Annotated in this window: 21 protein-coding genes; 7 read left to right on the forward strand and 14 right to left on the reverse strand. The window is 53.1% G+C overall.

What is annotated here, in order from left to right:
- Positions 1-4 precede the first annotated feature (4 nt).
- Positions 5-1042, reverse strand: a complete 1038-nt coding sequence (locus FHD02_RS04440) for an NADP-dependent oxidoreductase (protein WP_061388458.1) — start codon at positions 1040-1042, stop codon at positions 5-7.
- 57 nt (positions 1043-1099) lie between these two features.
- Complete coding sequence (locus FHD02_RS04445) at positions 1100-1675, reverse strand: XRE family transcriptional regulator (RefSeq protein ID WP_137371559.1); 576 nt, start codon at positions 1673-1675, stop codon at positions 1100-1102.
- A 37-nt stretch (positions 1676-1712) separates the two neighbouring features.
- Between FHD02_RS04445 and mddA the strand changes: the two genes are divergently transcribed.
- Together mddA and FHD02_RS04455 are read left to right on the forward strand one after the other, a co-directional pair.
- Positions 1713-2231: an L-methionine sulfoximine/L-methionine sulfone acetyltransferase gene (gene mddA, locus FHD02_RS04450; RefSeq protein WP_137371560.1), complete on the forward strand. Its 519-nt coding sequence runs from the start codon at positions 1713-1715 to the stop codon at positions 2229-2231.
- A complete protein-coding gene (locus tag FHD02_RS04455; RefSeq protein WP_042308290.1) occupies positions 2228-2677 on the forward strand; it encodes a DMT family transporter in 450 nt (149 codons plus the stop codon). Before mddA ends, FHD02_RS04455 begins: the two co-directional genes overlap by 4 nt.
- 80 nt (positions 2678-2757) lie before the next feature.
- Here the strand turns inward: FHD02_RS04455 and FHD02_RS04460 are convergent, their stop codons facing one another.
- Positions 2758-2991: a YdcY family protein gene (locus FHD02_RS04460; RefSeq protein ID WP_003020183.1), complete on the reverse strand. Its 234-nt coding sequence runs from the start codon at positions 2989-2991 to the stop codon at positions 2758-2760.
- A gap of 17 nt (positions 2992-3008) precedes the next feature.
- On the reverse strand, positions 3009-4607 hold the full coding sequence (locus FHD02_RS04465) for an ABC transporter substrate-binding protein (protein WP_137371561.1): 1599 nt from the start codon (positions 4605-4607) through the stop codon (positions 3009-3011).
- A 282-nt stretch (positions 4608-4889) separates the two neighbouring features.
- Here FHD02_RS04465 and FHD02_RS04470 point away from each other — a divergent pair, with 282 nt between their 5' ends.
- The 3 genes from FHD02_RS04470 to FHD02_RS04480 are packed head-to-tail and all read left to right on the forward strand — an operon-like array spanning position 4890 to position 11339.
- Positions 4890-6197 carry an SrfA family protein gene (locus FHD02_RS04470; RefSeq protein WP_220393617.1) on the forward strand — a complete coding sequence of 436 codons (1308 nt, stop codon included), beginning with the start codon at positions 4890-4892 and terminating at the stop codon, positions 6195-6197.
- Positions 6198-6201: 4 nt separating this feature from the next.
- The gene (locus FHD02_RS04475; protein WP_220393618.1) at positions 6202-9183 is read left to right on the forward strand and encodes a virulence factor SrfB; all 2982 of its coding nucleotides are present in this window, start codon (positions 6202-6204) and stop codon (positions 9181-9183) included.
- Positions 9180-11339 carry a virulence factor SrfC family protein gene (locus FHD02_RS04480; RefSeq protein WP_220393619.1) on the forward strand — a complete coding sequence of 720 codons (2160 nt, stop codon included), beginning with the start codon at positions 9180-9182 and terminating at the stop codon, positions 11337-11339. Before FHD02_RS04475 ends, FHD02_RS04480 begins: the two co-directional genes overlap by 4 nt.
- A gap of 10 nt (positions 11340-11349) precedes the next feature.
- Here the strand turns inward: FHD02_RS04480 and FHD02_RS04485 are convergent, their stop codons facing one another.
- Positions 11350-11523, reverse strand: coding sequence for a GhoT/OrtT family toxin (locus FHD02_RS04485; protein WP_016153148.1), 174 nt, complete (start codon positions 11521-11523; stop codon positions 11350-11352).
- A gap of 192 nt (positions 11524-11715) precedes the next feature.
- Between FHD02_RS04485 and yncL the strand changes: the two genes are divergently transcribed.
- Positions 11716-11811, forward strand: a complete 96-nt coding sequence (gene yncL, locus FHD02_RS04490) for a stress response membrane protein YncL (protein WP_071524268.1) — start codon at positions 11716-11718, stop codon at positions 11809-11811.
- A 135-nt stretch (positions 11812-11946) separates the two neighbouring features.
- Here the strand turns inward: yncL and FHD02_RS04495 are convergent, their stop codons facing one another.
- A complete protein-coding gene (locus tag FHD02_RS04495) occupies positions 11947-12708 on the reverse strand; it encodes a helix-turn-helix domain-containing protein (RefSeq protein WP_220393620.1) in 762 nt (253 codons plus the stop codon).
- A 101-nt stretch (positions 12709-12809) separates the two neighbouring features.
- On the opposite strand from FHD02_RS04495, the gene FHD02_RS04500 reads away from it, so the two are divergent.
- A complete protein-coding gene (locus FHD02_RS04500; protein WP_220393621.1) occupies positions 12810-13934 on the forward strand; it encodes a multidrug effflux MFS transporter in 1125 nt (374 codons plus the stop codon).
- 195 nt (positions 13935-14129) lie between these two features.
- Here FHD02_RS04500 and patD read toward each other — a convergent pair whose 3' ends face one another.
- From patD to FHD02_RS04540, 8 genes are all read right to left on the reverse strand, one after another.
- Complete coding sequence (gene patD, locus FHD02_RS04505) at positions 14130-15557, reverse strand: aminobutyraldehyde dehydrogenase (protein ID WP_220393622.1); 1428 nt, start codon at positions 15555-15557, stop codon at positions 14130-14132.
- Between the two features lie 21 nt (positions 15558-15578).
- Positions 15579-16385 carry an ABC transporter permease gene (locus tag FHD02_RS04510; protein WP_003020204.1) on the reverse strand — a complete coding sequence of 269 codons (807 nt, stop codon included), beginning with the start codon at positions 16383-16385 and terminating at the stop codon, positions 15579-15581.
- The gene (locus FHD02_RS04515) at positions 16375-17319 is read right to left on the reverse strand and encodes an ABC transporter permease (protein WP_220393623.1); all 945 of its coding nucleotides are present in this window, start codon (positions 17317-17319) and stop codon (positions 16375-16377) included. The genes FHD02_RS04510 and FHD02_RS04515 overlap by 11 nt, the downstream gene beginning before the upstream one ends.
- Positions 17320-18336, reverse strand: a complete 1017-nt coding sequence (locus FHD02_RS04520; RefSeq protein ID WP_042308276.1) for an ABC transporter ATP-binding protein — start codon at positions 18334-18336, stop codon at positions 17320-17322.
- 16 nt (positions 18337-18352) lie between these two features.
- The gene (gene ydcS, locus FHD02_RS04525; protein ID WP_042308274.1) at positions 18353-19498 is read right to left on the reverse strand and encodes a putative ABC transporter substrate-binding protein YdcS; all 1146 of its coding nucleotides are present in this window, start codon (positions 19496-19498) and stop codon (positions 18353-18355) included.
- 329 nt (positions 19499-19827) lie between these two features.
- Positions 19828-21237, reverse strand: coding sequence for a PLP-dependent aminotransferase family protein (locus FHD02_RS04530; protein ID WP_220393624.1), 1410 nt, complete (start codon positions 21235-21237; stop codon positions 19828-19830).
- A 92-nt stretch (positions 21238-21329) separates the two neighbouring features.
- A complete protein-coding gene (locus FHD02_RS04535; protein ID WP_137371583.1) occupies positions 21330-21746 on the reverse strand; it encodes a type II toxin-antitoxin system HicB family antitoxin in 417 nt (138 codons plus the stop codon).
- Between the two features lie 46 nt (positions 21747-21792).
- Complete coding sequence (locus tag FHD02_RS04540) at positions 21793-21969, reverse strand: type II toxin-antitoxin system HicA family toxin (RefSeq protein WP_047411120.1); 177 nt, start codon at positions 21967-21969, stop codon at positions 21793-21795.
- Positions 21970-22075 lie beyond the last annotated feature (106 nt).

A 22075-nucleotide genomic window follows, 5' to 3' on the forward strand; every position in this document is an offset into this window, starting at 1 on the left:
CTCTTTACGCATCGTCTGCTACGCGAATAACCACCTTGCCGAAGTTTTTCCCGGTCAGCAAACCGATAAAGGTCTGCGGCGCATTCTCCAGACCGTCAGTGACCTGCTCACGGTAGTGGATTTTACCCTCTTTAATCCAACGCCCCATCTCCCGCTGAAACTCATGAATGCGGTGACCATAATCCTGACCAATAATAAAACCCTGCATCCGGATACGCTTTTTCAGTAAGGTTGCCATCAGCAACGGTAATCGGTCAGGGCCGGTCGGAAGCGATGTCGCGTTGTAACCGCTGACCAGTCCACAAAGCGGTATGCGCGCAGAGGTATTGAGTAACGGCAGTACGGCGTCAAACACCTTACCGCCAACGTTCTCGTAGTAAATATCAATCCCCTGTGGACACGCTTTTGCCAGTTGTTGCGCAAAATCTTGCGCATGGTGATCGAGACAAACATCAAAGCCCAGCACTTCAGTGGCATGCCGACATTTCTCTGCCCCGCCCGCCACACCGATCACCCGACACCCTTTGAGCTTACCAATCTGTCCAACCGTTGCGCCCACCGGGCCAGTTGCAGCGGCGACAACCAGCGTTTCCCCGGCTTTCGGCTGGCCGATGTCCAGCAAGCCCATATAGGCGGTAAATCCCGGCATTCCCAAAACACCCAGCGCCCAGGAAGGATGTTCAGGATTATCGCCAAGCTTCACCAGTCCGTTACCGTCTGAAATGTCATAGTCCTGCCAACCACTATAGCTCAGCACCCATTCGCCTGGCTGGTAATCAGGATGGTTAGAGGACACCACGCGGCTCACCGTGCCACCAACCATCACGCCGCCAATTTCAACGGGAGGCGAGTAAGACGGTTCATCGCTCATGCGCCCACGCATGTAAGGATCGAGAGAAAGGAAAACGGTGCGCAGCAGAACCTGACCTTCTCCCGGCGTTGCGACTTCATCTTCTTCAAGACGGAAGTTATCCGGGATTGGCGCGCCATGCGGGCGGGAAGCCAGTACCCAGCGGCGATTACGATTAGTCTGTTGACCCATGATGTGCTCCTCTGCTTTTAGCATGAATCCATCAATAGTAGCAGCCTGCGCCAGCATTTAGCTCACGACATGGTTTAATCGCACAACCAGGTAAACGCAGGTTTGCGCGGTTTCATTGATAAACCGACAGTCATTCGGCGGGCCCAGCTCCAGACAATCGCCTGCTTTCATTTCATGACGCACATCGCCTTCCACAAAGACTAACTCCCCTTGCTGTAGCCAGATAAGCTGTCTGGCCTGCACGTAGGAAGAGGCTGGCATTGGGATATCGCTTCCGGCGGGCAATTCGATCTGTACCAGGTCGATGGGTAGATCGCTACGCGGTGAAACATGGCGTCGCAGATAGTGACTTTGCGGGTCGTGCCAGACGGGCTGGTCAGTGAGGCGCAGCAACTTGCCCTCCTGCATTTCGGCCCGCGCAATCAGCATCGACATGCTGATTCCAAACGCCCCGGAGAGTCTGCCCAGCAGCGTGGCCGTGGGGCTGCTCTCCCCGCGCTCTATTTTATGGATCATTGCCCGCGACACGCCTGCGCGCTCGGCGAGTTCCGTCAGAGACCAGCCGCGAGATTCTCGTTCAAGGCGAATTCTTGCACCGATCCGTTGATTTATGCTGTCTTCAATAGTATTCATATTGTAATACTATAGTGAACAAGCCCTGAGGTTCAACATGTCAATTAGATTTGCCAGCAAAGCAGACTGCGCCGCTATTGCTGAAATTTATAACCACGCGGTACTGCATACGGCGGCTATCTGGAACGATCAAACGGTCGATGCCGAAAACCGTATCTCGTGGTACGAAGCACGCCAATTGGTGGGGTATCCCGTGCTGGTAAGTGAAGAAAACGGCGTGGTCACCGGATATGCTTCGTTCGGCGACTGGCGCAACTTTGACGGATTTCGTCATACCGTTGAACATTCGGTGTATGTCCATCCTGATCATCAGGGCAAGGGCCTGGGACGAGCGCTGCTCAGCCGACTGATAGAAGAAGCGCGCACGTGCGGCAAACATGTGATGGTGGCGGGGATTGAGTCTCAGAATCAGGCGTCGCTACATTTGCACAGTATGCTGGGATTTAAGATCACGGCACAAATGCCGCAGGTTGGCACCAAATTTGGTCGCTGGTTGGATCTGACCTTTATGCAGTTACAGTTAGACGATCGTCGCGATCCGGATGCCGGCAGATGAATCAGACGCTGACCCTCTCCTTTCTGATTGCCGCAGGTATTGGTCTGGTGGTGCAAAATACCTTAATGGTGCGTATTACGCAGACCTCCTCGACGATCCTGATTGCCATGCTGCTGAACTCACTGGTTGGGATTGTGCTGTTTGTCAGCATTCTGTGGTTTAAGCAAGGCGCTGCGGGGTTTGGCGAACTGGTCTCCAGCGTGCGCTGGTGGACGCTGATCCCCGGTTTGCTGGGGTCTTTTTTTGTATTTGCCAGTATCAGCGGCTATCAAAATGTGGGGGCTGCCACCACGATTGCGGTACTGGTAGCCAGCCAGTTAATTGGCGGACTCGTGCTGGATATTCTGCGCAGTCATGGCGTACCGCTACGTGCGCTGGTGGGGCCAGTTTGCGGCGCTGTGCTGCTGGTCGTCGGGGCCTGGCTCGTCGCGAGACGCTCTTTTTAACTGCCTGATGGCGCTTCGCTTATCAGGCCTACAAAACTTATCCGGCCTGAATATACAGGCCGGATAACAGTAATAACGAATTAAAGGATTGTGCCGCCTTTGGTCAACTGTTCGCGACGGGCTTCCATATCCTCTTTATGCTGACGGCCATGATGTGCGATAGCCGTACGCAAACGCTGTTGCTGGGTGTAACGATCTTCCCGGCTCAGCGCGACATCATCGCTGAGTTCAATCAGCAATTCATTCATATGCGTAATGACGCTCTCTTCAATGGCGGCATCAACTCGTGCGCTGACCTCATCCAGATGCGACATAACCTCTCCTTAACTCATTAATTTAATTTTGCTTTTGAAAAATCACTGCCCATCAGGCTGACGCTGTATCCGCTGACGTTGCTGCGCGTGGCATAGAACGTTTTACCATTTGCCAGGGCTATCCACGGAGCCTGCTGGTAGAAAATCTCTTGCGACTGCTGGTAAAGCGCGGCGCGTTCTTCAGGTTTGCTCACCAGTTTCGCCTTTTGAACCAGAGAATTATACTCTTTATCGCACCAGCGCGCGGCGTTAGATCCGGTTTTAATGCTGTCGCAGCCCAGCAGTACATCGGCAAAGTTATCCGGATCGCCGTTGTCTGACATCCAGCCGAACAGCGCGGTGTCATGCTCGCCTTTGCGCATTCCGGAGAGATATTCGCCCCACTCGTACGACACTATTTTTGCCTTCACGCCGACTTTTGCCCAATCGCTCTGGATCATCTCGGCAATACGTCGGGAGTTGGGGTTGTATGGACGCTGAACCGGCATTGACCACAGCGTCGCTTCGAATCCGTTTTCCAGCCCAGCCTGTTTGAGCAGATCTTTCGCTTTTTGCGGGTCGTAAGCATAATCTTTTAGATCTTTATTGAACCCCATCATATTCGGTGGAATGGGCGATTTTGCCACCGTTCCGGACCCCAAAAAGACGGCGTTAATAATGGCTTTTTTATCGGTCGCGTAGTTCAACGCCTGACGCACCAACACGTTATCAAACGGTTTTTTCTCGGTATTAAACGCCAGATACCCGACGTTCAGCGCTTCAACCGAATGCAGCGTCAAATCTTTATTCTTGTTGATCTCGTCAAACTGTATTGGCGCAGGCGCTGGGATAATCTGGCATTCGTTAGTTTGCAGTTTTGCCAGTCTGGTCTGTACATTTGGTGTGATCGAGAATATCAGGTGCTTCGTTGGAACGGCGCCATCCCAGTAGTTCGGGTTGGCCAGGTAACGGATTTGAGAATCCTGCTTGTACTGCTGCAACACATATGGCCCAGTGCCAATCGGCCAGTTATCAACGTTTTCCGGGGTGCCTTTTTTCAGCATCGCGTCGGCATATTCCGCAGAGAGAATGGAAGCGAAATCCATCCCCCAGTCGGCAAGAAACGCGGCGTTAGGTTCATTCAGCACAAACTGAACGTGATAATCATCCACCTTCTTCACTTCTTTGATCAGTTTATCCAGACCGACATCGTTAAAGTATTCGTAGCTGCCCTGAGAAACCTTGTGGTACGGATGATCGGCATCTTTCTGGCGTAATACCGAGAAAACCACGTCATCGGCGTTGAAGTCGCGGGTGGGTTTAAAGAATTTATTACTGTTGAACTTCACCCCCTGACGCAGAGTAAACGTGTAAGTCTTCCCATCGGGAGAAATTGTCCAGTCCGTTGCCAAAGACGGTATTGGGGTATTCTTTACCGGATCAAAGTTGATAAGTCGGTTATAGAGCACTTGAGAACTGGCCACAAATGAGGGACCGGAACTGGCGATTTGCGGGTTAAATGACTCCGGCGATGCTTCAGAGCAATAGATGATGGTGTCCGTGCTGGCCGCGAACGCTGCGCCTGACGGTAAGACAGCGCTGAGCGCCAGCGCGAGTAACGTTTTCCTTGCAATCATGGTTATAAGCCTTCTTATTTTATTATTAACCGGAATATCAGAGCATAGCTGACAAAAACTGACCAATAACAAATCACTATCAGGTTATTCTAATCCGGTGGTTTTCGCTGAATAATTCATCACCACAAGCGAATTAATTTCCCTTAAGTCTTTTTCAAAACGTCAAGATTTTTCCCGACACTCTATGCCATGAAAATTAGCCCCTTTTTGCCTCTCTTTCGCCGTTTGCTCGTTTTTATAAAACGTAAAGTAGATGTGTGAAGAAGTCTAAGGGGTAACAACGTGGCAAAAACTCTCTTGCGCAGCGGCAATTTGGATGACTATCAGGCCGTGGGTGGCGGTGGTCAGGCCGTGTTTGATTCAGCACTGCAAATTCGTGAAACGCTTCGTTTGCGTAAACAGCAGGCGATGGTGGATTGTCTGGCGATCCCACAAATTAACGATAACGGCGATCGGGTTGACTGGTATTCCCCGGTTGAAGGAAAAGCCGTTGCATGGAAAACCGCTGATGAAGAGGCACGTTTTCGTGCGCTGCGCTATCTGGGGAGCACGCTGGAAAATGCGGCGGCCCTGAGCCGTAAAAGCCTGCAATCGGGAAAAACCTCCCTCCAGCTGTTTGGTTCATTGCTCGAAAAAGCCATCCAGTTTCCTGGCGAGAACCACGTGTTTCTGGTTGATGGCAAACCCGTCATTACGTTCTGGGGCTTCGTCAATCTGAATGAAAATCCCCGCGACGATGTGCTCGATTGCCTGCGCCTTGCTGATATTCCACCTGTTGTCACTGTGACAGAGCCTGACCCGAAAGAAGAGACTTCACCTGAAATCACCTTCACTGAGGCCGATGCCCCTTTACTGACGCCAATCGTTGAACCGCCAAAACCGGTTGAACCTGAACCACAACCGCTGGTCATGATTAACGAACCGGAAGTCACAACGCCACCGGTACAGGTGAAGCCCGCACGTCGCCTGCCGCTGTGGAGTCTGCCCGTTGCCGCCGTAATTATCGCAGCCATTGTCGGACCACTGCTGTGGAAACAACATGCCGTTATCCCTACCCCTTCAGTCGCCCCCATTGCCGTCGCTAAAGCAGACATGACGCCTTTGCCGGAATTGACCTCTGCACTGCCGTTGCATCGGGCTGAAGTCATTCCGCTAGTGAAAAAAGAGAAACCTGACGCAGGACCGGTGGTGATTGCCGCTATTCCCAAAGATGCGCTGGTAATGGATGCTAGCCAGATGAAGGCAGGAACGACGCGTTTCCTCAACGGTAACTGGCGCGTCATCGTCGACGTGAAAGATCCGGTCAGCGGCAAAGCGCCGTCGCTGCGCTATCAGATCCAGACGAATAAAGGCACTGCACGCGTAGTGCATGGCGACAATATTGTTTGTCGTGCCGAGATTTTCTCTGGTTTGCATCAGTCGGGCGAATTAATGATTAAGAGTCGCGGCAATGCCCGTTGCACGGATGGCTCACGTTATCCGATGCCTGAAATTACCTGCAAAGCGGGAACCAATGACGTCGCCGCCTGTACCGCACGATATGACGATCACGCGGAAATCCCTCTGACGATCAAAAAGATAGGTGCCTGATTTTATGTTGGTGAATCTGTGTGACTACAAACAGAGCGTGACGCTCATCGCCAATAGCGGTGTGCAATTTCTGGATTTTGGCCTGACGCCGCAGGAGTCTGCACATCATGGCCGCTTTGTGCGCAAAACGGCCAACGGTCCCCTGCTACGGCTGGACTTCGATCTGACAACGGGACGCTATACCTTGCCGGGCAGCACCGGCAGTCAGCCCGAAGTGGTGAAGCCGGAAAGCACCCAGACGCTGCATTATTCTCTGGACGTGCTCGACGGCGTCTGGCTACCGCTGCCGTTCCTGCGCTTTAATCCGCCGCGTACGTTTGTTGAAGGCCCGGATAACTGGGCGCGTGTACAGGTACGAAAACTGGCACAACCTGACAGCGCGGGCAACACCCACCGCATTACCCTGGCGCTGGACAGCCAGCTCACTGAAAATGCCCCGGCAGCGTTAACCCCTAACGAAAATGACCTGCTTAACGGTACGCGATTTGCACTGGCCTGGCATGACAACGAAATTGCCGATTTCCTCGACCAGACCTGGATTGACGGCTGGCTGCGTGAATCCTTTATGCACCATGCCACTCAGCACGAGAACCGCTCAGAACATGAGATCCAGCAGGCGCTGCGTAACTTTGAGTATCAGGCGCACTGGTTAAATTTGTTAACCCTGTTAGGCGAACAGCTTTCCATTCCGGAAGTCAAGCTGGTCACACATACACTCAGCACTCCGGCGATTCCCGTCGATCTGATCCTGGATATTGGTAATACCCATACCTGCGGCGTCCTGATTGAGGATCACGGCGATGCCAATGATGGACTGCGCCAGACCGCTGAATTACAGGTGCGGTCATTAAGCGAACCACAGTTTCTTAACGATCCGCTATTCACCAGCCGACTGGAGTTTTCCGAAGCGCGGTTCGGTAAACAGCACTTTTCCGTTGAGAGCGGTCGTGATGACGCCTTTATCTGGCCGTCGATTGTTCGCGTGGGCGATGAAGCCCGCAAGCTGGCGATGCAACGTATGGGTACGGAAGGCAGCAGCGGGATCTCCAGCCCGCGCCGTTATCTGTGGGATGAAACACCTGTACTGCATGACTGGCGCTTTAGCCAGATGAATGGCAAAACCCAGCGCGAACCGCTGGCTACCGCCTTCCCGCTGATGAATCTAATGAATGATGACGGACAACCGCTGTTCAGCCTGCCGCAGGATGACCGTCTGCCGGTGTTCTCACCGCAATACAGCCGCAGCACGTTGATGACGCATATGCTGTGTGAGATCCTGGCTCAAGCACTGGGTCAAATTAACAGCGTGGCGACGCGTTTGCGCCTCGGTTTCCCGGCCTCTCCTCGCCAGTTGCGCACATTGATCCTGACCCTGCCATCAGCGATGCCAAAACAGGAGCGCGAGATTTTCCGCCTGCGTATGTTTGAAGCCATCGCACTGGTCTGGAAAGCGATGGGCTGGCACCCGCAGGATGAAGACTTCACCACCCGCAAGCAGCAGGAAAAGAGCGTGGTTCCCGTCCCTGAGATTCAGATGGAATGGGATGAGGCCAGCTGCGGTCAGTTGGTGTGGCTGTATAACGAGGCGATCTCCCACTACGATGGCCATACCGAATCGTTTTTTAATGCCCTTGCCCGCCCGGATCGTCTGCCGGAACCTGGTGAGACAAAAGGCCGTGCGCTGCGTGTGGCATCCATCGATATTGGCGGTGGCACAACGGATATGGCCGTCGTCCATTATCAGCTTGATGACGGCGTTGGCGCGAACGTCAAGATCACACCGCATTTGCTGTTTCGCGAAGGCTTTAAGGTCGCGGGCGATGACATGCTGCTGGACGTGATTCAGCGTTGCGTGCTACCTGCCCTGCAAACCCGCTTGCAGCAGGCTGGCGTGACCGACGCCGCCGCATTACTGGCTACGCTGTTTGGCGATTCCGGGCGCATCGATACCCAGGCAATTCTGCGTCAGCAAACGGCATTACAACTCTTTATGCCGCTCGGTCATGCGGTGCTATCCGCCTGGGAACAAAGCGATATTAACGATCCGGTAGCCGGGCTGCATGCCACCTTTGGCGAGCTGCTTAGCCAGCAACCCACGCGTAACGTGATGAACTATATCCAACAGGCTATCGATCATGCGTTGCCATCTGGTTCACCAGCGTTTGATGTTTTGAGCGTGCCGTTACAGGTGCAGTTCAGGCAGTTACAAGAAGCGTTACTGGCGGGGCAATTTACCCTGACCTCGCCGCTGCACGCGGTCTGTGAGGCTATCTCACATTATCGTTGCGACATTTTATTAGTGACCGGCAGACCCGCCTGTTTACCGGGCGTACAGGCGTTGATCCGCCATCTTCAACCCGTTCCGGTTAATCGTATGATCTGGATGGATAACTATCGGGTCCACGAGTGGTATCCGTTCAGTCAGCAAGGGCGGATTGGCAACCCCAAATCCACCGCAGCAGTCGGTGCAATGCTATGCAGCCTGGCGCTGGATCTGCGTTTACCGCGCTTCAATTTTAAAGCTGCCGATATCGGCGCTTACTCGACCGTACGTTATCTTGGCGTGCTGGATAATACGGTCAACACGCTGCGCGATGAGAACATCTGGTATCACGATATCGATCTGGATAAACCCGGCGCGAAGCTGGATACCCGTTTGCACTTCCCGCTGCGCGGCAATGTGACGTTAGGTTTCCGCCAATTGGCAAACAGCCGCTGGCCTGCCACGCCGCTGTATACGCTGAGCATAAACTCTGCCGAACTGGCAAAAAGCATCGCCGGAGATGGCGTATTAAATGTACGGCTGCAGTTACGCGGCGGCAGCAAAGAGAGCGGTCCGGAATGCTTCGTACTCAGCGATGCCTGGTTACAGGATGGCACCCCCGTTGCCGCGAATGCCTTAACATTAAAATTGAATACGCTGGCGGATCGTCGCCATAGCGGTAGCCATTACTGGATTGATAGCGGGAGCGTGTACCTGAAATGAGTAAGATGTTAAACACCGCGCAGGCCGCCATCGAGTGGGTAACAGAGACCCGCCAGCGTTCGTTACGTCTTGATGATGAGGCGGATGCCCTGCTGACACAACTTACGTTAGCCGCGGTTAATGAATCTGCGCTGACGGCGACCTTTTCAGCACGAGGCTGTGTTGGGTTATACGGGCATTCACAATCAGCAAAAGCGCATCTGCTCGCGGCATTGTGCAGCAATGCCAACGGCAAAGTGAATATCGTGACCCCGGATCGCAGTTTTGATTATTTTTCGCATATTAATCCGGGGCATGCACCGACCAATATGGCGATTCGCTTTACGCGTGAAGATAATCCGCTGAATAGCGAATGGCCGTTGCGCTTACGCTTACTCAGTGAAGCCGAACTGGTACAGCTGTTTATCACGCAGTTCTGTGCGCTCCCGGACAACCGCCAGGTTGAGAAATCGATTATTGAAGCGCGCCTGGAAAAATGGCAAACGCTGCGTCAGCGTCATCCGGTGCAAGGTATTACTGCTCAGGATGTCGCGGCAATCGGTCGTTTCTGGCGCTCCTGCGTACCGCCTAACCAACAGCAAATTGACGATGCGCTATGGCATCAGTTTGCCACGCTGCTGCCCGCTCTGGATCTGACGACCCGGGCAAACGCCTGGGCATTATTGTGGGGAGAACAACCAGAGCTAACGCAACAGTGGCTGGCGTTGGCGCATACGTTGCAACAAACCGGGAACGCGCAAGAATTAGCGGCCCCACTGAGCCTGCTGGTTGATCATTTTGGCTTGCCTGCCGAAAGTTTTCTCACTCAGGCGGCATTGCATGGGAGTGAAGCGCAAAGCGATGTAGTCGTTCATCCGATTGAAAATCATCAGTTGCTCAATGCGGTCAGTCTCTCGCAAACCTCGCTGGCACTGCTGACGCGCGAGCTGGTCCTGACGGTGGAAGATACTGTGCTGGAGAATGTCGACCTGCTCGATATTCCCCTCGCCCCGGATGCTCATTTCCATCCGCTGTGGCAGGCAAAATTAGGCTGGATGCTGGAGCATTATCGCCAGCATCTGCAACCGGATGTGCTCCTAATCTGCAACGCGGTATCTACCCGCGCCCAGACGCCAACCATTACCCGCAAGCTACTGGGCTGGGTCAACGATACGCAACCCGTACATGACGCCGCATTACCGGGCGTAGTCTGGGCCATTACCCCACAGGATGCGCGTTTTAGCACCCAGCAAAACCTGGATGAGTCAGTACAGCAATTAATGGGCAAACCAGGACTGCACTGGGGGACGCTACAGGCGCTGGATAACCACAGCTTACAACGCCTTGTCGAATGGCTGACTCAGGCGACTTCACCACAACAGCGTCAGGCCAGGCTGACCTCTCTGCGCGAACAGCACCAACAGCGCATCCGCGAAACGCTGATGAATTGGATTAACACCCGTGATGATGCTTCAGGTAGCAGCGAGTCTGTGATCCGCCAGTTACAATCCCAGGCGGCAAAACATGGCGATCTACTGGAGGGTTTACTGCCGCCAATGCGCCTCTTTGAGTCTCTTCTGCGTGTTCATCAGCCGCGTGAGGAACAGGTGAACGGGTTATTTAATGAAGAGATCGACCTGTTTGCTGAAGTGCGTGACATGCCGCACTCGCCGGAAAGTAAAGAAACTGGATACCTGGCACACAAAATGTGGATTAATCACGTGCGCCAGTGGTGCCGCGATGAAAATAATGCGCGCCGTTTAGGCCTCGATCCTCGTACGCTAAGGCAGGTGGCTGATATCCTCGTTACCACCAGCTATCGCCTGGATATGCCGCAACGCTTACAGCATATTATGCAGCGTGAAAACGTCTGTGCAGCGCAGCTACATGCCGATATTGGGGATTTTATTACCTGGCTTGGATTTGCCAACGTTGCTGAGGAACAGCGCCCTGCCAGCAGGATCCAAAAAGGCGCGGCTATTTTTAGCGCGCCAAAGCAACAACCAATGTCGCGCCTGGCCAAACTGGAAGAACAGCCTTCGCACGGTGCAAGTCGCTACGTTTACGACTGGCTGGTTGCTTTGTATACACGCGCGAATGAGAACGTGGGGTATCAGCACCCACAGGATGTCACGGAAGCCGACAAAAAACGTTTAGATACCCTACTTTCCGTCTGAAACGGCCTCATCAGAAAAGTGAAAACATCAGCGCGACGGGGAAGCTCATTGGCCAGGTCGCCCCGACTAATACCGCGCTGAGAAAGCGGATCCGCTTTTTATCGCGGGACAAAAACCAGGTGATGATTGCCGTGATAGCGGCCATCACTGCATAAAAGACCAACATTTTTTGGTACAGAGACATGTAAGGCATCCAGGCCAGAAGGTAAAATCGCGCGCAATATGCTCTTTTTCATGACTCACATCAAGTTTTATTAATTATTTTAAGAGAAACAGCGGTAAAACAACCCGTTTTCATTATGTTCAGATTTCGTACTATTGCGGATAGTTATAACCCGTACTATACCCATAGGGGTTAAAACGAAAGGTGGCACAAATGAATGTTTCCAGTAAAACTGTGGTGCTGATAAATATATTTGCTGCTGTAGGACTATTCAGTCTGATTTCCGCAAGGTTCGGCTGGTTTGCTTGATGTGAAACTTCTTGATTAATGGCAGCGTCCACTGGCAGAGAGGACTTCTCTCTGCCATTAGTCAACGATCTTCCCACCCTGCCTTCATCTGGTAAATTACCCTCAGGTTGTAATATCCCTAACCCTTCTGCGGCATTAATTACCTGTAAAGCGGGCCGGTGTGGTGCCAGTGTGCTGACGGAAAAATGCGATAAAAGCACTGTCACTAACAAATTCCAGATGTTGCGCCGCGTGGCTAATATGACTCCCGTCCGTCAGCATTTCCATGGCCTTTAACAGTCTAAATTGCTGCCGCCAGTTCTGATAATTCATCCCGGTATCTCTGATAAAGATCCGGCTGATTGTCCTTTCACACGCCCCAACCTGTTGGGACAACTGATTCAGTCGCGGTGGTAACGCGCCCATACGCAATTGCTCAAGCCATATGTCCAGCCGTGGATCTGAGGGAAATTGTAATGTCCAGTTTTCACTGCGCGCGGCCCGCAATTCCTGATAAAAAACGGTGATGAGGCTGGCCTGTTGCACCGCAGGCATATCCCATGACCAAAAGGCCATGCGTTCTATGACTTCGAAAAAAAGAGGATTAACCTCGACGATTTGCATTGGCAGATCGGATAACGGCAGCGAGGTTGAAAAGTACAAAGAACGATAAGCCATTACGCCACGCATGATGGCGCGATGAACCGTACCAGCCGGGATCCAGGCCGCTCGGCGTGGCGGCAGCTGGCACAAGGCCTGCTCCAGCTCAATCGTGATGCTCCCCGCAGCAGAAAAAAGGAGCTGATGACGAAGGTGGCTATGGCGTCCTGAATCGTGTACGCCCATATCGGCGGCAATCCCGATTACCGGGTTATCAAAGCTATCCGCATCGAAAATTTCATTGGGGGCAATTTTCATTATCTGTCCGATTTTTGATATTTAAAGTCCTGTTAATAGTAATAAGACACACCCCTTTCAGCAATAATGCCCGCCTGTTTTCGGTCTCTACGGATATTGCTATGAATATTCTTCGTCGCCCGCCGCTGTGGCTCCTTACTCTACTGATTATGTTCCCACAACTGGTGGAAACCATTTACAGCCCGGCATTGCCAGGTATAGCCAGCGCTTTTCACATCAGCAGTGAACGTGCAGCTCAAACACTCTCCGTTTACTTTGTTGCCTTCGCCGTTGGTGTGACGATATGGGGCTGGCTGAGCGACAGTATCGGGCGACGGCGGGCGATGCTGGCAGGACTTATCTGCTACAGCACAGGTTGTGCATTGGCCATTGTTGCCACCAATTTCAACGTGTTGCTACTGGCGCGGATGGTGTCAGCCATCGGAGCGGCTGCCGGGTCAGTCGTGGTACAGACCATGTTGAGGGACAGTTATGAATCAACCACGCTATCCCGCGTCTTTTCTGTGATGGGTGCCGCGCTGGCACTGAGTCCGGTTTTTGGCCTGCTAAGCGGAGGCTGGGTGGTAAGCTTCTATGGTCATGTTGGTGTATTCGTTGCCCTTGTTTTACTGGCGATATTACTGCTCATACTGACAGCAACCCTTTTGCCGGAAACAAGGCCGGAGAATACGGTCCGCCCACGGATGACGGTGCTCTTTCCCCGTATGGCGCGGGACGGTGAGCTGTGGAAAAATGCCATCCTGGTCGTGTTGTTAAATACCATGCTGTTTAGTTATTACAGCCTGGCGCCATTTCTTTTCGGGCAGTTGGGATGGAGTTCCAGAGCCTTTGGCTGGACAGGAGTGTTACTTGCGCTGGCTTCGCTGTCGGGGAGCCTGCTGAATCGGTGGCTGTTAACGACAGGTCTGACGCCGGAACAGTTGGTACATCAGGCCTGTGCGCTGGCCGTGTTGTCAGGTCTGGCGGCGTGGTGGCTACAGCATACTGCATGGATCCTGATACCGGTGTTTGGGGTGGTACTGGCCTATGGTATCGCCATTCCCAATGTATTGAGCCAGGCTCTGCGTTGCTATCGTGAACAGGCCGGGGCCGCCGGTGCTTTGTTCGGGTTAAGCTATTACCTGTTACTGGGAATGATGCTGGGATTGGCTGGCATGGTGCAACAACTGGGGCTGGTGCTGAGCGTCTGTGCGCTACTCGCCTGGCTTTGCAGCTTGCGCCGCTAATAACCGGACGGTATACCTGAAAGCACAAAGCCCCGGCGTTAAACTGGGGCTTTGTCGTATTAATTAGCCTGACCTCGCGGATATTTCCAACTTACCGCCGTCCGATGGCGACGAGGCCAGTGGCGCGAATAGTATAGACACCCGTTTGCTGATTTTTAGCTATCCGTGCCGCATTAGGTATTCACGCTTAAAATGTTACTCATGCTTGATCATGACATGGCGAACAATCGTGTAATCCTCCAGTCCGTACACCGACATATCTTTGCCATAACCAGACTGTTTTTGCCCGCCGTGCGGCATCTCGCTGACCAGCGTAAAATGGGTATTGACCCAGGTGCAACCATATTGCAGACGAGAGCTGAACCGATGCGCGCGTCCGACGTCCCGGGTCCAGACGGAAGATGCCAGTCCGTATTTCGAATCATTCGCCCACGCCAGTACCTGGTCTTCATCATCAAATACGGTCACGCTGACCACCGGACCAAAAACTTCCCGCTGCACGATGGCATCTTCTTGCTTCGCCCCGGCCAGCAGCGTTGGGGCAAAGTAGTAGCCTGCACCATCCACTTTTTTACCACCGGTGATAACCTTGATATGCCCCAGGGATTTGGCCTCATCGACCGCTTTGGCCACGCGATCAAGATGCGCCTGCGAACTTACCGGTCCCAGCTCCGTCGATTCGTCGTTCGGCGCGCCAATTTTCAGGCTGGCAACCGCCGCGCCAAGTTTCTCAACCAACGCGTCATAAATGCCTTTCTGGGCATAGATTCGACAAGCGGCGGTACAGTCTTGTCCGGCGTTGTAATAACCAAAGGTTCGCACGCCGCTCACTACCGCATCCAGATCCGCATCATCAAAAATGATCACCGGGGCTTTGCCGCCTAGTTCCATATGTGTGCGCTTAATTGACGGCGCGGTGTGCTGAATAATGTGTTCGCCAGTGGCAATTGAGCCGGTTAGCGAAACCATGCGGACTTTTTCATGTCCGGTCAGCGGATCCCCCACCGTTTTACCGCGACCAAACAGCACGTTAACAACGCCTGCCGGATAAATATCTTTGGCAAACTCGGCCAGTTTAAGCGCCGTCAATGGGGTAATTTCCGACGGTTTAATCACCACGCAGTTCCCCGCCGCCAGCGCCGGAGCCAGTTTCCACGCCGCCATCATCAGCGGGTAGTTCCACGGCGCAATGGAGGCGACCACGCCCAGCGGATCCCGGCGAATCATTGACGTATGCCCTTCCAGATACTCTCCGGCCGCCAGGCCTTGCAGGGTGCGGGCCGCCCCGGCGAAGAAGCGGAACACATCGACGATGGCCGGAATTTCATCGTTGAGCACACAGTGCAGCGGCTTACCGCAGTTGAGCGATTCCAGCTCAGCGAAGGTTTGCGCGTTATCCGCGATAGCATCTGCCAGTTTCAACAGTAACTCGGAACGCACTTTCGGTGTGGTTTGCCCCCAACTGGCAAATGCATGGTCGGCCGCACGGACCGCGGCATCAACCTGCATGGCTGAGGCCTCTGCAATCTCCAGAATCAGTTCACCAGTGGCAGGGTTATAGACCGGCTGCTTTTCACCTTCACCGTTGACCAGCTCGCCATTAATCAGTAATTGATGTTGCATAGCAATTTCCCATATCGTCGTTTATTTACCGTTTCCGGCGAGAGTGTCGCCTTCACGCGTTAGCCACCAGGCCCCTAAAATTGGCAGTGTAGTCACCAGCATTACCAGCAATGCCACAACGTTGGTGACAGGCACATCTCGTGGACGACCCAATTGATTGAGCAGCCACAAAGGAAGTGTTCTTTCATGTCCGGCAGTGAACGTTGTCACGATGATTTCATCAAATGACAAGGCAAACGCCAGCATCCCTCCTGCCAGCAGTGCCGATGCCAGGTTCGGCAGCACCACGTAACGAAAGGTTTGCCAGCCGTTGGCGCCAAGATCCATAGACGCTTCAACCAGACTCCATGAGGTACGGCGAAAACGCGCCACTACGTTGTTAAACACCACCACCACGCAAAACGTCGCATGCCCCACCACGATGGTGAGAAAACCCGGTTCCAGGTTGATGGTTTTAAACGCCGTCAACAGCGCCAGACCGGTGATGATCCCCGGTAACGCGATTGGCAACAGCAGCAACAGCGATATTGCACTCTTGCCAAAAAAGTCCCTACGCCACAGCGCGGCAGCGGCCAGCGTCCCCAGAACGAGAGCAATGGCCGTCGACAACGCAGCGATTTTAAGTGACAACGTCACTGATTCCAGAATATCGCTACGCTGTGCCGCAACGCTAAACCACTTCAGCGTTAACCCCTGCGGTGGAAAACTGAAAGCAGCCTCCTCAGTATTAAAAGCATAGGTGGCGATGATGAGGATGGGAAAGTGCAGGAAAATAACCCCGCCCCATGCCGCCAGTTTGAGTAACCAGGGTGCGCGTTCAGAGTGCATCGAAAGCTCCCAGACGCTTCACAAACGCCAGATACAGTGCGATTAACACAATTGGCACCAGAGTAAATGCCGCCGCCATCGGCATATTGCCGATCGCCCCTTGTTGCGAATACACCATGTTGCCGATGAAATACCCCGGCGGTCCCACCAGTTGCGGCACGATAAAGTCGCCCAACGTCAGAGAGAAGGTAAAGATCGATCCCGCCGCGATACCGGGTATTGCCAGCGGAAGGACCACATAGCGGAAGGTTTGACGCGGGCGTGCGCCCAAATCAGCGGATGCCTGTAACAGTGACGGCGGAAGCCTCTCAAGCGCGGCCTGTACCGGCAGGATCATAAACGGCAACCAGATGTAAACGAACACCAGAAAGCGTCCTAACCCTGAGGTCGACAACGTATTGCCGCCAACAGCAGGTAGCGTCAGGAACGAAAGCAGCAGCGGCTCCAGCCCAAGATGGGTTAAAAACCACTGCGCCACGCCGTCTTTCGCCAGCAGTAACGTCCACGCGTAGGCTTTAACAATGTAGCTGGCCCACATCGGCAGCATCACCGCAATGTAAAAAAAGGCTTTCATTTTGCCGCTGGTATAGCGCGCCATATACCACGCCATTGGAAACGCCAGAATCGCGCTGGCAATGGTGACAGCTATCGCCATCGTCAGGGTACGCAAAATGATGTCGTAGTTGGCGGGACTAAACAGCGCCTGCAGATTCGCCAGCGTCAGGTCCGGCGTGACCGACATGGTGAAATCGTCGAAGGTATAAAAACCTTGCCACAACAGCGTCAGCAGTGAGCCAAAGTAGACGATGCCAAACCACATCAGCGGCCCGAGAAGCAGTAAAAACAGCCCCAGCCCCGGATTACGCCAGAAGAAACCGGAGATCTTGTTCAGATTTGTCGGTTGCGATGGCGAAGGTAAGACGTTCATAGCCATTCACCTCTCCTCAACCAGCGGCACCATCACGTCGCGTGACCACGATGCCATCACCTGCTGACCCGGCGACAGCGTTGAGGGCAGCATTTCTCCCGTCAGGTTCGCCTGGCTAACCAGCAACTTTTCACCGCCGGCGAGTTTCAGTTCAAACCGTGTCGCCGCGCCCTGGTACTGCACCGCCTGGATAACGCCCGGAGCCTGGACTTCTCCCCCAATATCATTCAGACGAATGTGTTCCGGACGCAGGGAAAACATCCCCTGTAGCCCGCAAACGTTCGCTGACATCGTGGCATCAAAGACATTGGACGTCCCGACGAAACTTGCCACAAACGGCGTACGCGGTCGCATGTACAGTTCACGCGGCGAGTCCACCTGTTCGATGCGACCGTTATTAAACACCGCCACACGGTCAGACATCGACAGCGCTTCGCCCTGATCGTGAGTGACAAAAATGAAGGTGATACCGAGAGATTGCTGTAACTTCTTCAGCTCTAATTGCATCTGTTCGCGCAACTTAAGATCCAACGCCCCGAGCGGCTCATCCAACAGCAGGACGCGTGGCTCATTAACCAAGGCCCTGGCAATCGCCACGCGCTGACGTTGTCCGCCGGAAAGCTGTGACGGTTTGCGCTCATGAACAAAACCGAGTGCGACCTTATCAAGCGCCTCACGGGCTTTGGCGTGACGCTGTTTTTTATCAATCCCTTTGACCATCAGCCCGTAAGCGACGTTGTCGAGGATCGACATATGTGGGAATAGCGCGTAATCCTGAAATACCGTATTGACGTCCCGCTCCCAGGGCGGCAATTCGCTGGCTTGTTTTCCAAAAATGGTGATTGCGCCGCCTGAAAGCTGCTCGAACCCGGCAATCAGGCGCAGACAGGTGGTCTTGCCGGAGCCGGATGGCCCCAGCATAGAAAAAAACTCCCCGTCGTTAATCGCAATACTCACTCCATCAACTGCACGAACATCCCCGTACAGACGCGAGACGTTATGAAACTCTACTGCGTACGTCATAAAACCCCCAGCGGAATTAACGACCGCCCATAATGGCGATGTAATCCTGCGTCCAGCGACTGTAAGGAACGAATTTGCCACCTTCCGCCATTGGCGTTTTCCAGAAGGCGATTTTGTCAAAGTAGCTATAGCCGTTGGTTTCACAGCCCTTTTCACCCAACAGCGGGCTGGCTTTACATCCTTCAGGCACCACTGGCAGAGAACCAAACCAGGCGGCTACGTCGCCCTGTACTTTCGGGGTTAATGACCAGTTCATCCATTTGTAAGCGCACACCGGGTGTTTCGCTGCACTATGCAGCATGGTGGTGTCAGCCCAACCGGTAACCCCTTCTTTTGGGAATACCGTGGCAACAGGCTGACCTTCTGCTTTCAGGGCGTTAGCCTGATAAGGCCAGGCGCTGGATGCCACCACGCCTTCGTTTTTGAAGTCACTCATTTGCACAGTGGTATCGTGCCAATAGCGATGGATAAGCGCATGCTGATCGCTCAGGACTTTGATAACCGCCTGATACTGCTGTTCGGTGAGTTGGTAGGGATCGGTGATGCCTAATTGCGGCTGGGTGGCTTTAACGAATAACGCGGCATCGGCGATATAGATCGGGCCATCGTAGGCCTGCACGCGTCCTTTATTGCTTTTTCCATCCTCAAGTTTTTGCTCAACAAACACCACGTTCCAGCTATCTGGCGGTGTTGGGAAAGTTTTGGTGTTATACATCAGCAAGTTTGGTCCCCACTGATACGGGGTGCCGTATACTTTTCCGCCAACGTTAAACCACTCGCCTTTCACCACGCGTGGATCGATACTTTTCCAGTTTGGGATCAGTGCAGTGTTAATCGGCTGCACGCGTTTACCCATAATCAGACGCAGTGAAGCGTCACCGGACGCGGTCACCAGGTCGTAGCCGCCTTTTGCCATCAGGCTGACCATCTCATCAGATGTGGCCGCCGTTTTAACATTGACCGCGCAGCCGGTATCTTTCTCAAACTGCGAGACCCAGTCATATTGTTTATCGGTTTGTCCGCGCTCGATATAACCCGGCCAGGCAATAATATCCAGGCGGCCTTCCGGTTTATCTAATGATGTAGGGGGTTCGGCTGCCTGTGCAGTCATCAGCGTCATACTGAGCGCACACAGGCTACTGAGGGCAAATTGCTTGCTCATAACATCTTACTCCTGTCGAAAAAATATTGAGCGGCAGCCTTGCCGTAAATATATGTCCTTTCCTAAAAATAGTCGGGGTGTGCTAAGCGTTCCTGCTGGCGCAAGGAAATTTAATCAGGTTGTGAGCTAACGCTCATTACGCTACTGATTCTGACCCGCTTTTTTAATCTTCTGGAGTATAGACAAGGAGTTAGGCGTAGAGGTGGCAATAGTAAGAACTATTGATTTTTTGTATGGTAGCACCCGATATAAATAACATCAGGGTTCGGTATTCTCTATTTCGAAAATAAGAACGCACTATTCTTTTATATTGAATAGCGCGTTAGATTTTATTTCATCATTTCGCGAATTAATTTTCCAAGCTGTTTCACCGCCAGCTCCTCGCGTTCTCCCCAGTGCCATGCGGTATTAAAGCGAAAGAAACGCGTCCAGCTCCCCGAGGTTGAGAACATTTTCCCCGGCGCAATGCTGATGTGGTGCGCCAGCGCTTGCGTACTAAGCACACCCGCATCCAGCGGTTCCGGCAGTTCGAGCCACAGAAAATAGCCGCTGTCGTTGTGGTGAATTTTGACCTCCGCCGGAAGATGGCGCAGTAGCGTTTGCCAGGCCTGCTGTTTGCGTTCTGCAAGTTGACGGCGTAAACGGCGCAGATGCGCGTCATAGCGTCGGGTTGACAAATAGTCCACGAGAGCAAGCTGCATGGGGGAACTGGTGGATAAGGTGCTCATTAGCTGGAGTCGCTGAATGCGCCGGGCATGTTTCCCTGCCGCCACCCAGCCAATACGAAATCCGGGCACCAGGCATTTTGAGAATGATGAACAATGCAGAACGCTATCGCTGCGATCCCAGGCTTTGGCGGGGAGCGGTTTTTCTCGACCAAAGTACAGTTCGCTATAAACATCATCTTCAATCAGCATCACATGATATTTCTCCAGTAATGCGACCAGATGCGCTTTTTTCTCTGCGCTGAGCGTAAACCCCAGCGGATTTTGGCTGTTGGTCATCAACCAACACGCTTTTACCGGATACTCCTGCAATGCCTGCTCGAGCGCGGTAAGATCGATCCCTTCTTTAACATCAGTGGCAACAGACAGCGCCTTCAGACGTAATCGCTCCAGTGCCTGCAATGCGCCATAAAAACAGGGGTTTTCGACAATTACCCAGTCACCCGGCTCGGTGACCGCCTGCAGGCTCAGGTTGAGGGCTTCTAGCGCACCGGTGGTGATCACAATTTCGTCAGGTGAAATGGTCATCCCCTGTTGGGCATAGCGGCGGGCGATGGCATGGCGCAGCTCTTGATTCCCCGGCGGCAAGTTTTCGATCACGCTCATCGCCGTGGCCGTTTTACTCACCTGCGCCAGCGAGCGGTTTAACTGCTGGAGGGGGAACAAACGCGGGTCAGGGAACGCAGAGGCAAATGGCATCACCGACGCATCCCGACTGGCCTGTAGCATATCAAAAATGTAGGTGTTGATATCCACCGCTTCGTCGCGCATCACCTGCGCTGGCGGCGCTGCCAGCTCGCGTTCGGGACGTGCGGCAACATAGTAACCCGACTGTGGCCGGGCAATAATCCGGCCCTGGCTTTCCAGCAACTGATAGGCATGGCCAACGGTCATAAAACTCATCCCGCTGCTGACCACCTGCTCACGCAAAGAAGGCAGACGATCGCCGGGTTGCCATACGCCAGACGCGATTTGCTCGCGAATTTGCTCTGCCAGCCGCTGGTACTTTTTCATGTTTCGTCCTGATTACCGGTGTTGGTGACAACCACTGTGTATATCAGTTTACATAATCAAGACATTTTTTATAACTGTTATAGCTAACAGTTTTATAACATCGTTACCGACAGTTCTTTTCCTAAAGCGCGGGCAGCTATCTGCACAGCATCAATTTTTGTCGCGTGCTTTAAATCGAATAAGCGAGTGATTTCCTGCTTAGGCCTGCCGATCCTGTTTGCCAGCTCCTGCTGGGTAATATTCGATTCAAGGAAGGCATTTAACAACAGAACCTTAGACGCAACGCTCAGTGGTATTTCTACATAGTCAGCGCCAGCGACAACCGATGAAGGCAAAGGAATCGGTTCGTTATCGTCGAAATAGAATTCAAAAGCGGTGACCAATGCGGCCTGCGCAGCCTGCAAAGCATCATGGCGAGTTTCTCCCTGAGTCAATGCTTCAGGAATATCCGGAAAAGACACCATGAACCCACCTTCCACGGCGGGTATTAGATTAACGGGATAACGCATAATTTTCTCAAAATTTCTCATATAGTCAGCCTTATAGAGATGATGATTACTGTAAGCCAAGCTGCTTTTGGATCGCTTTTCGCAGGGCCTCTTTTATCTCATCACCAGGATGCCGGGGCATAACGCTACGCCTTCCCTGATACCTCAACTTCAGATGATTTGAGCCGTTTGTAACTTCAACTCCCTGAGATTCAAGCCAGCGTCTGAACTCACTTTGCTTCACTGCGCCTCCCTGTCGTCTATTATACACAAAAAGTAAACACTAATGATTACTTTTAATTATCTTGCTATTAATAACGCAAAATCACTAGCGTGGGGAGGATGCTATT

Origin of the sequence: Citrobacter sp. EC_71, from assembly GCF_019584005.1 — a bacterium.
GTDB classification, from domain to species: Bacteria; Pseudomonadota; Gammaproteobacteria; order Enterobacterales; family Enterobacteriaceae; genus Citrobacter; species Citrobacter werkmanii.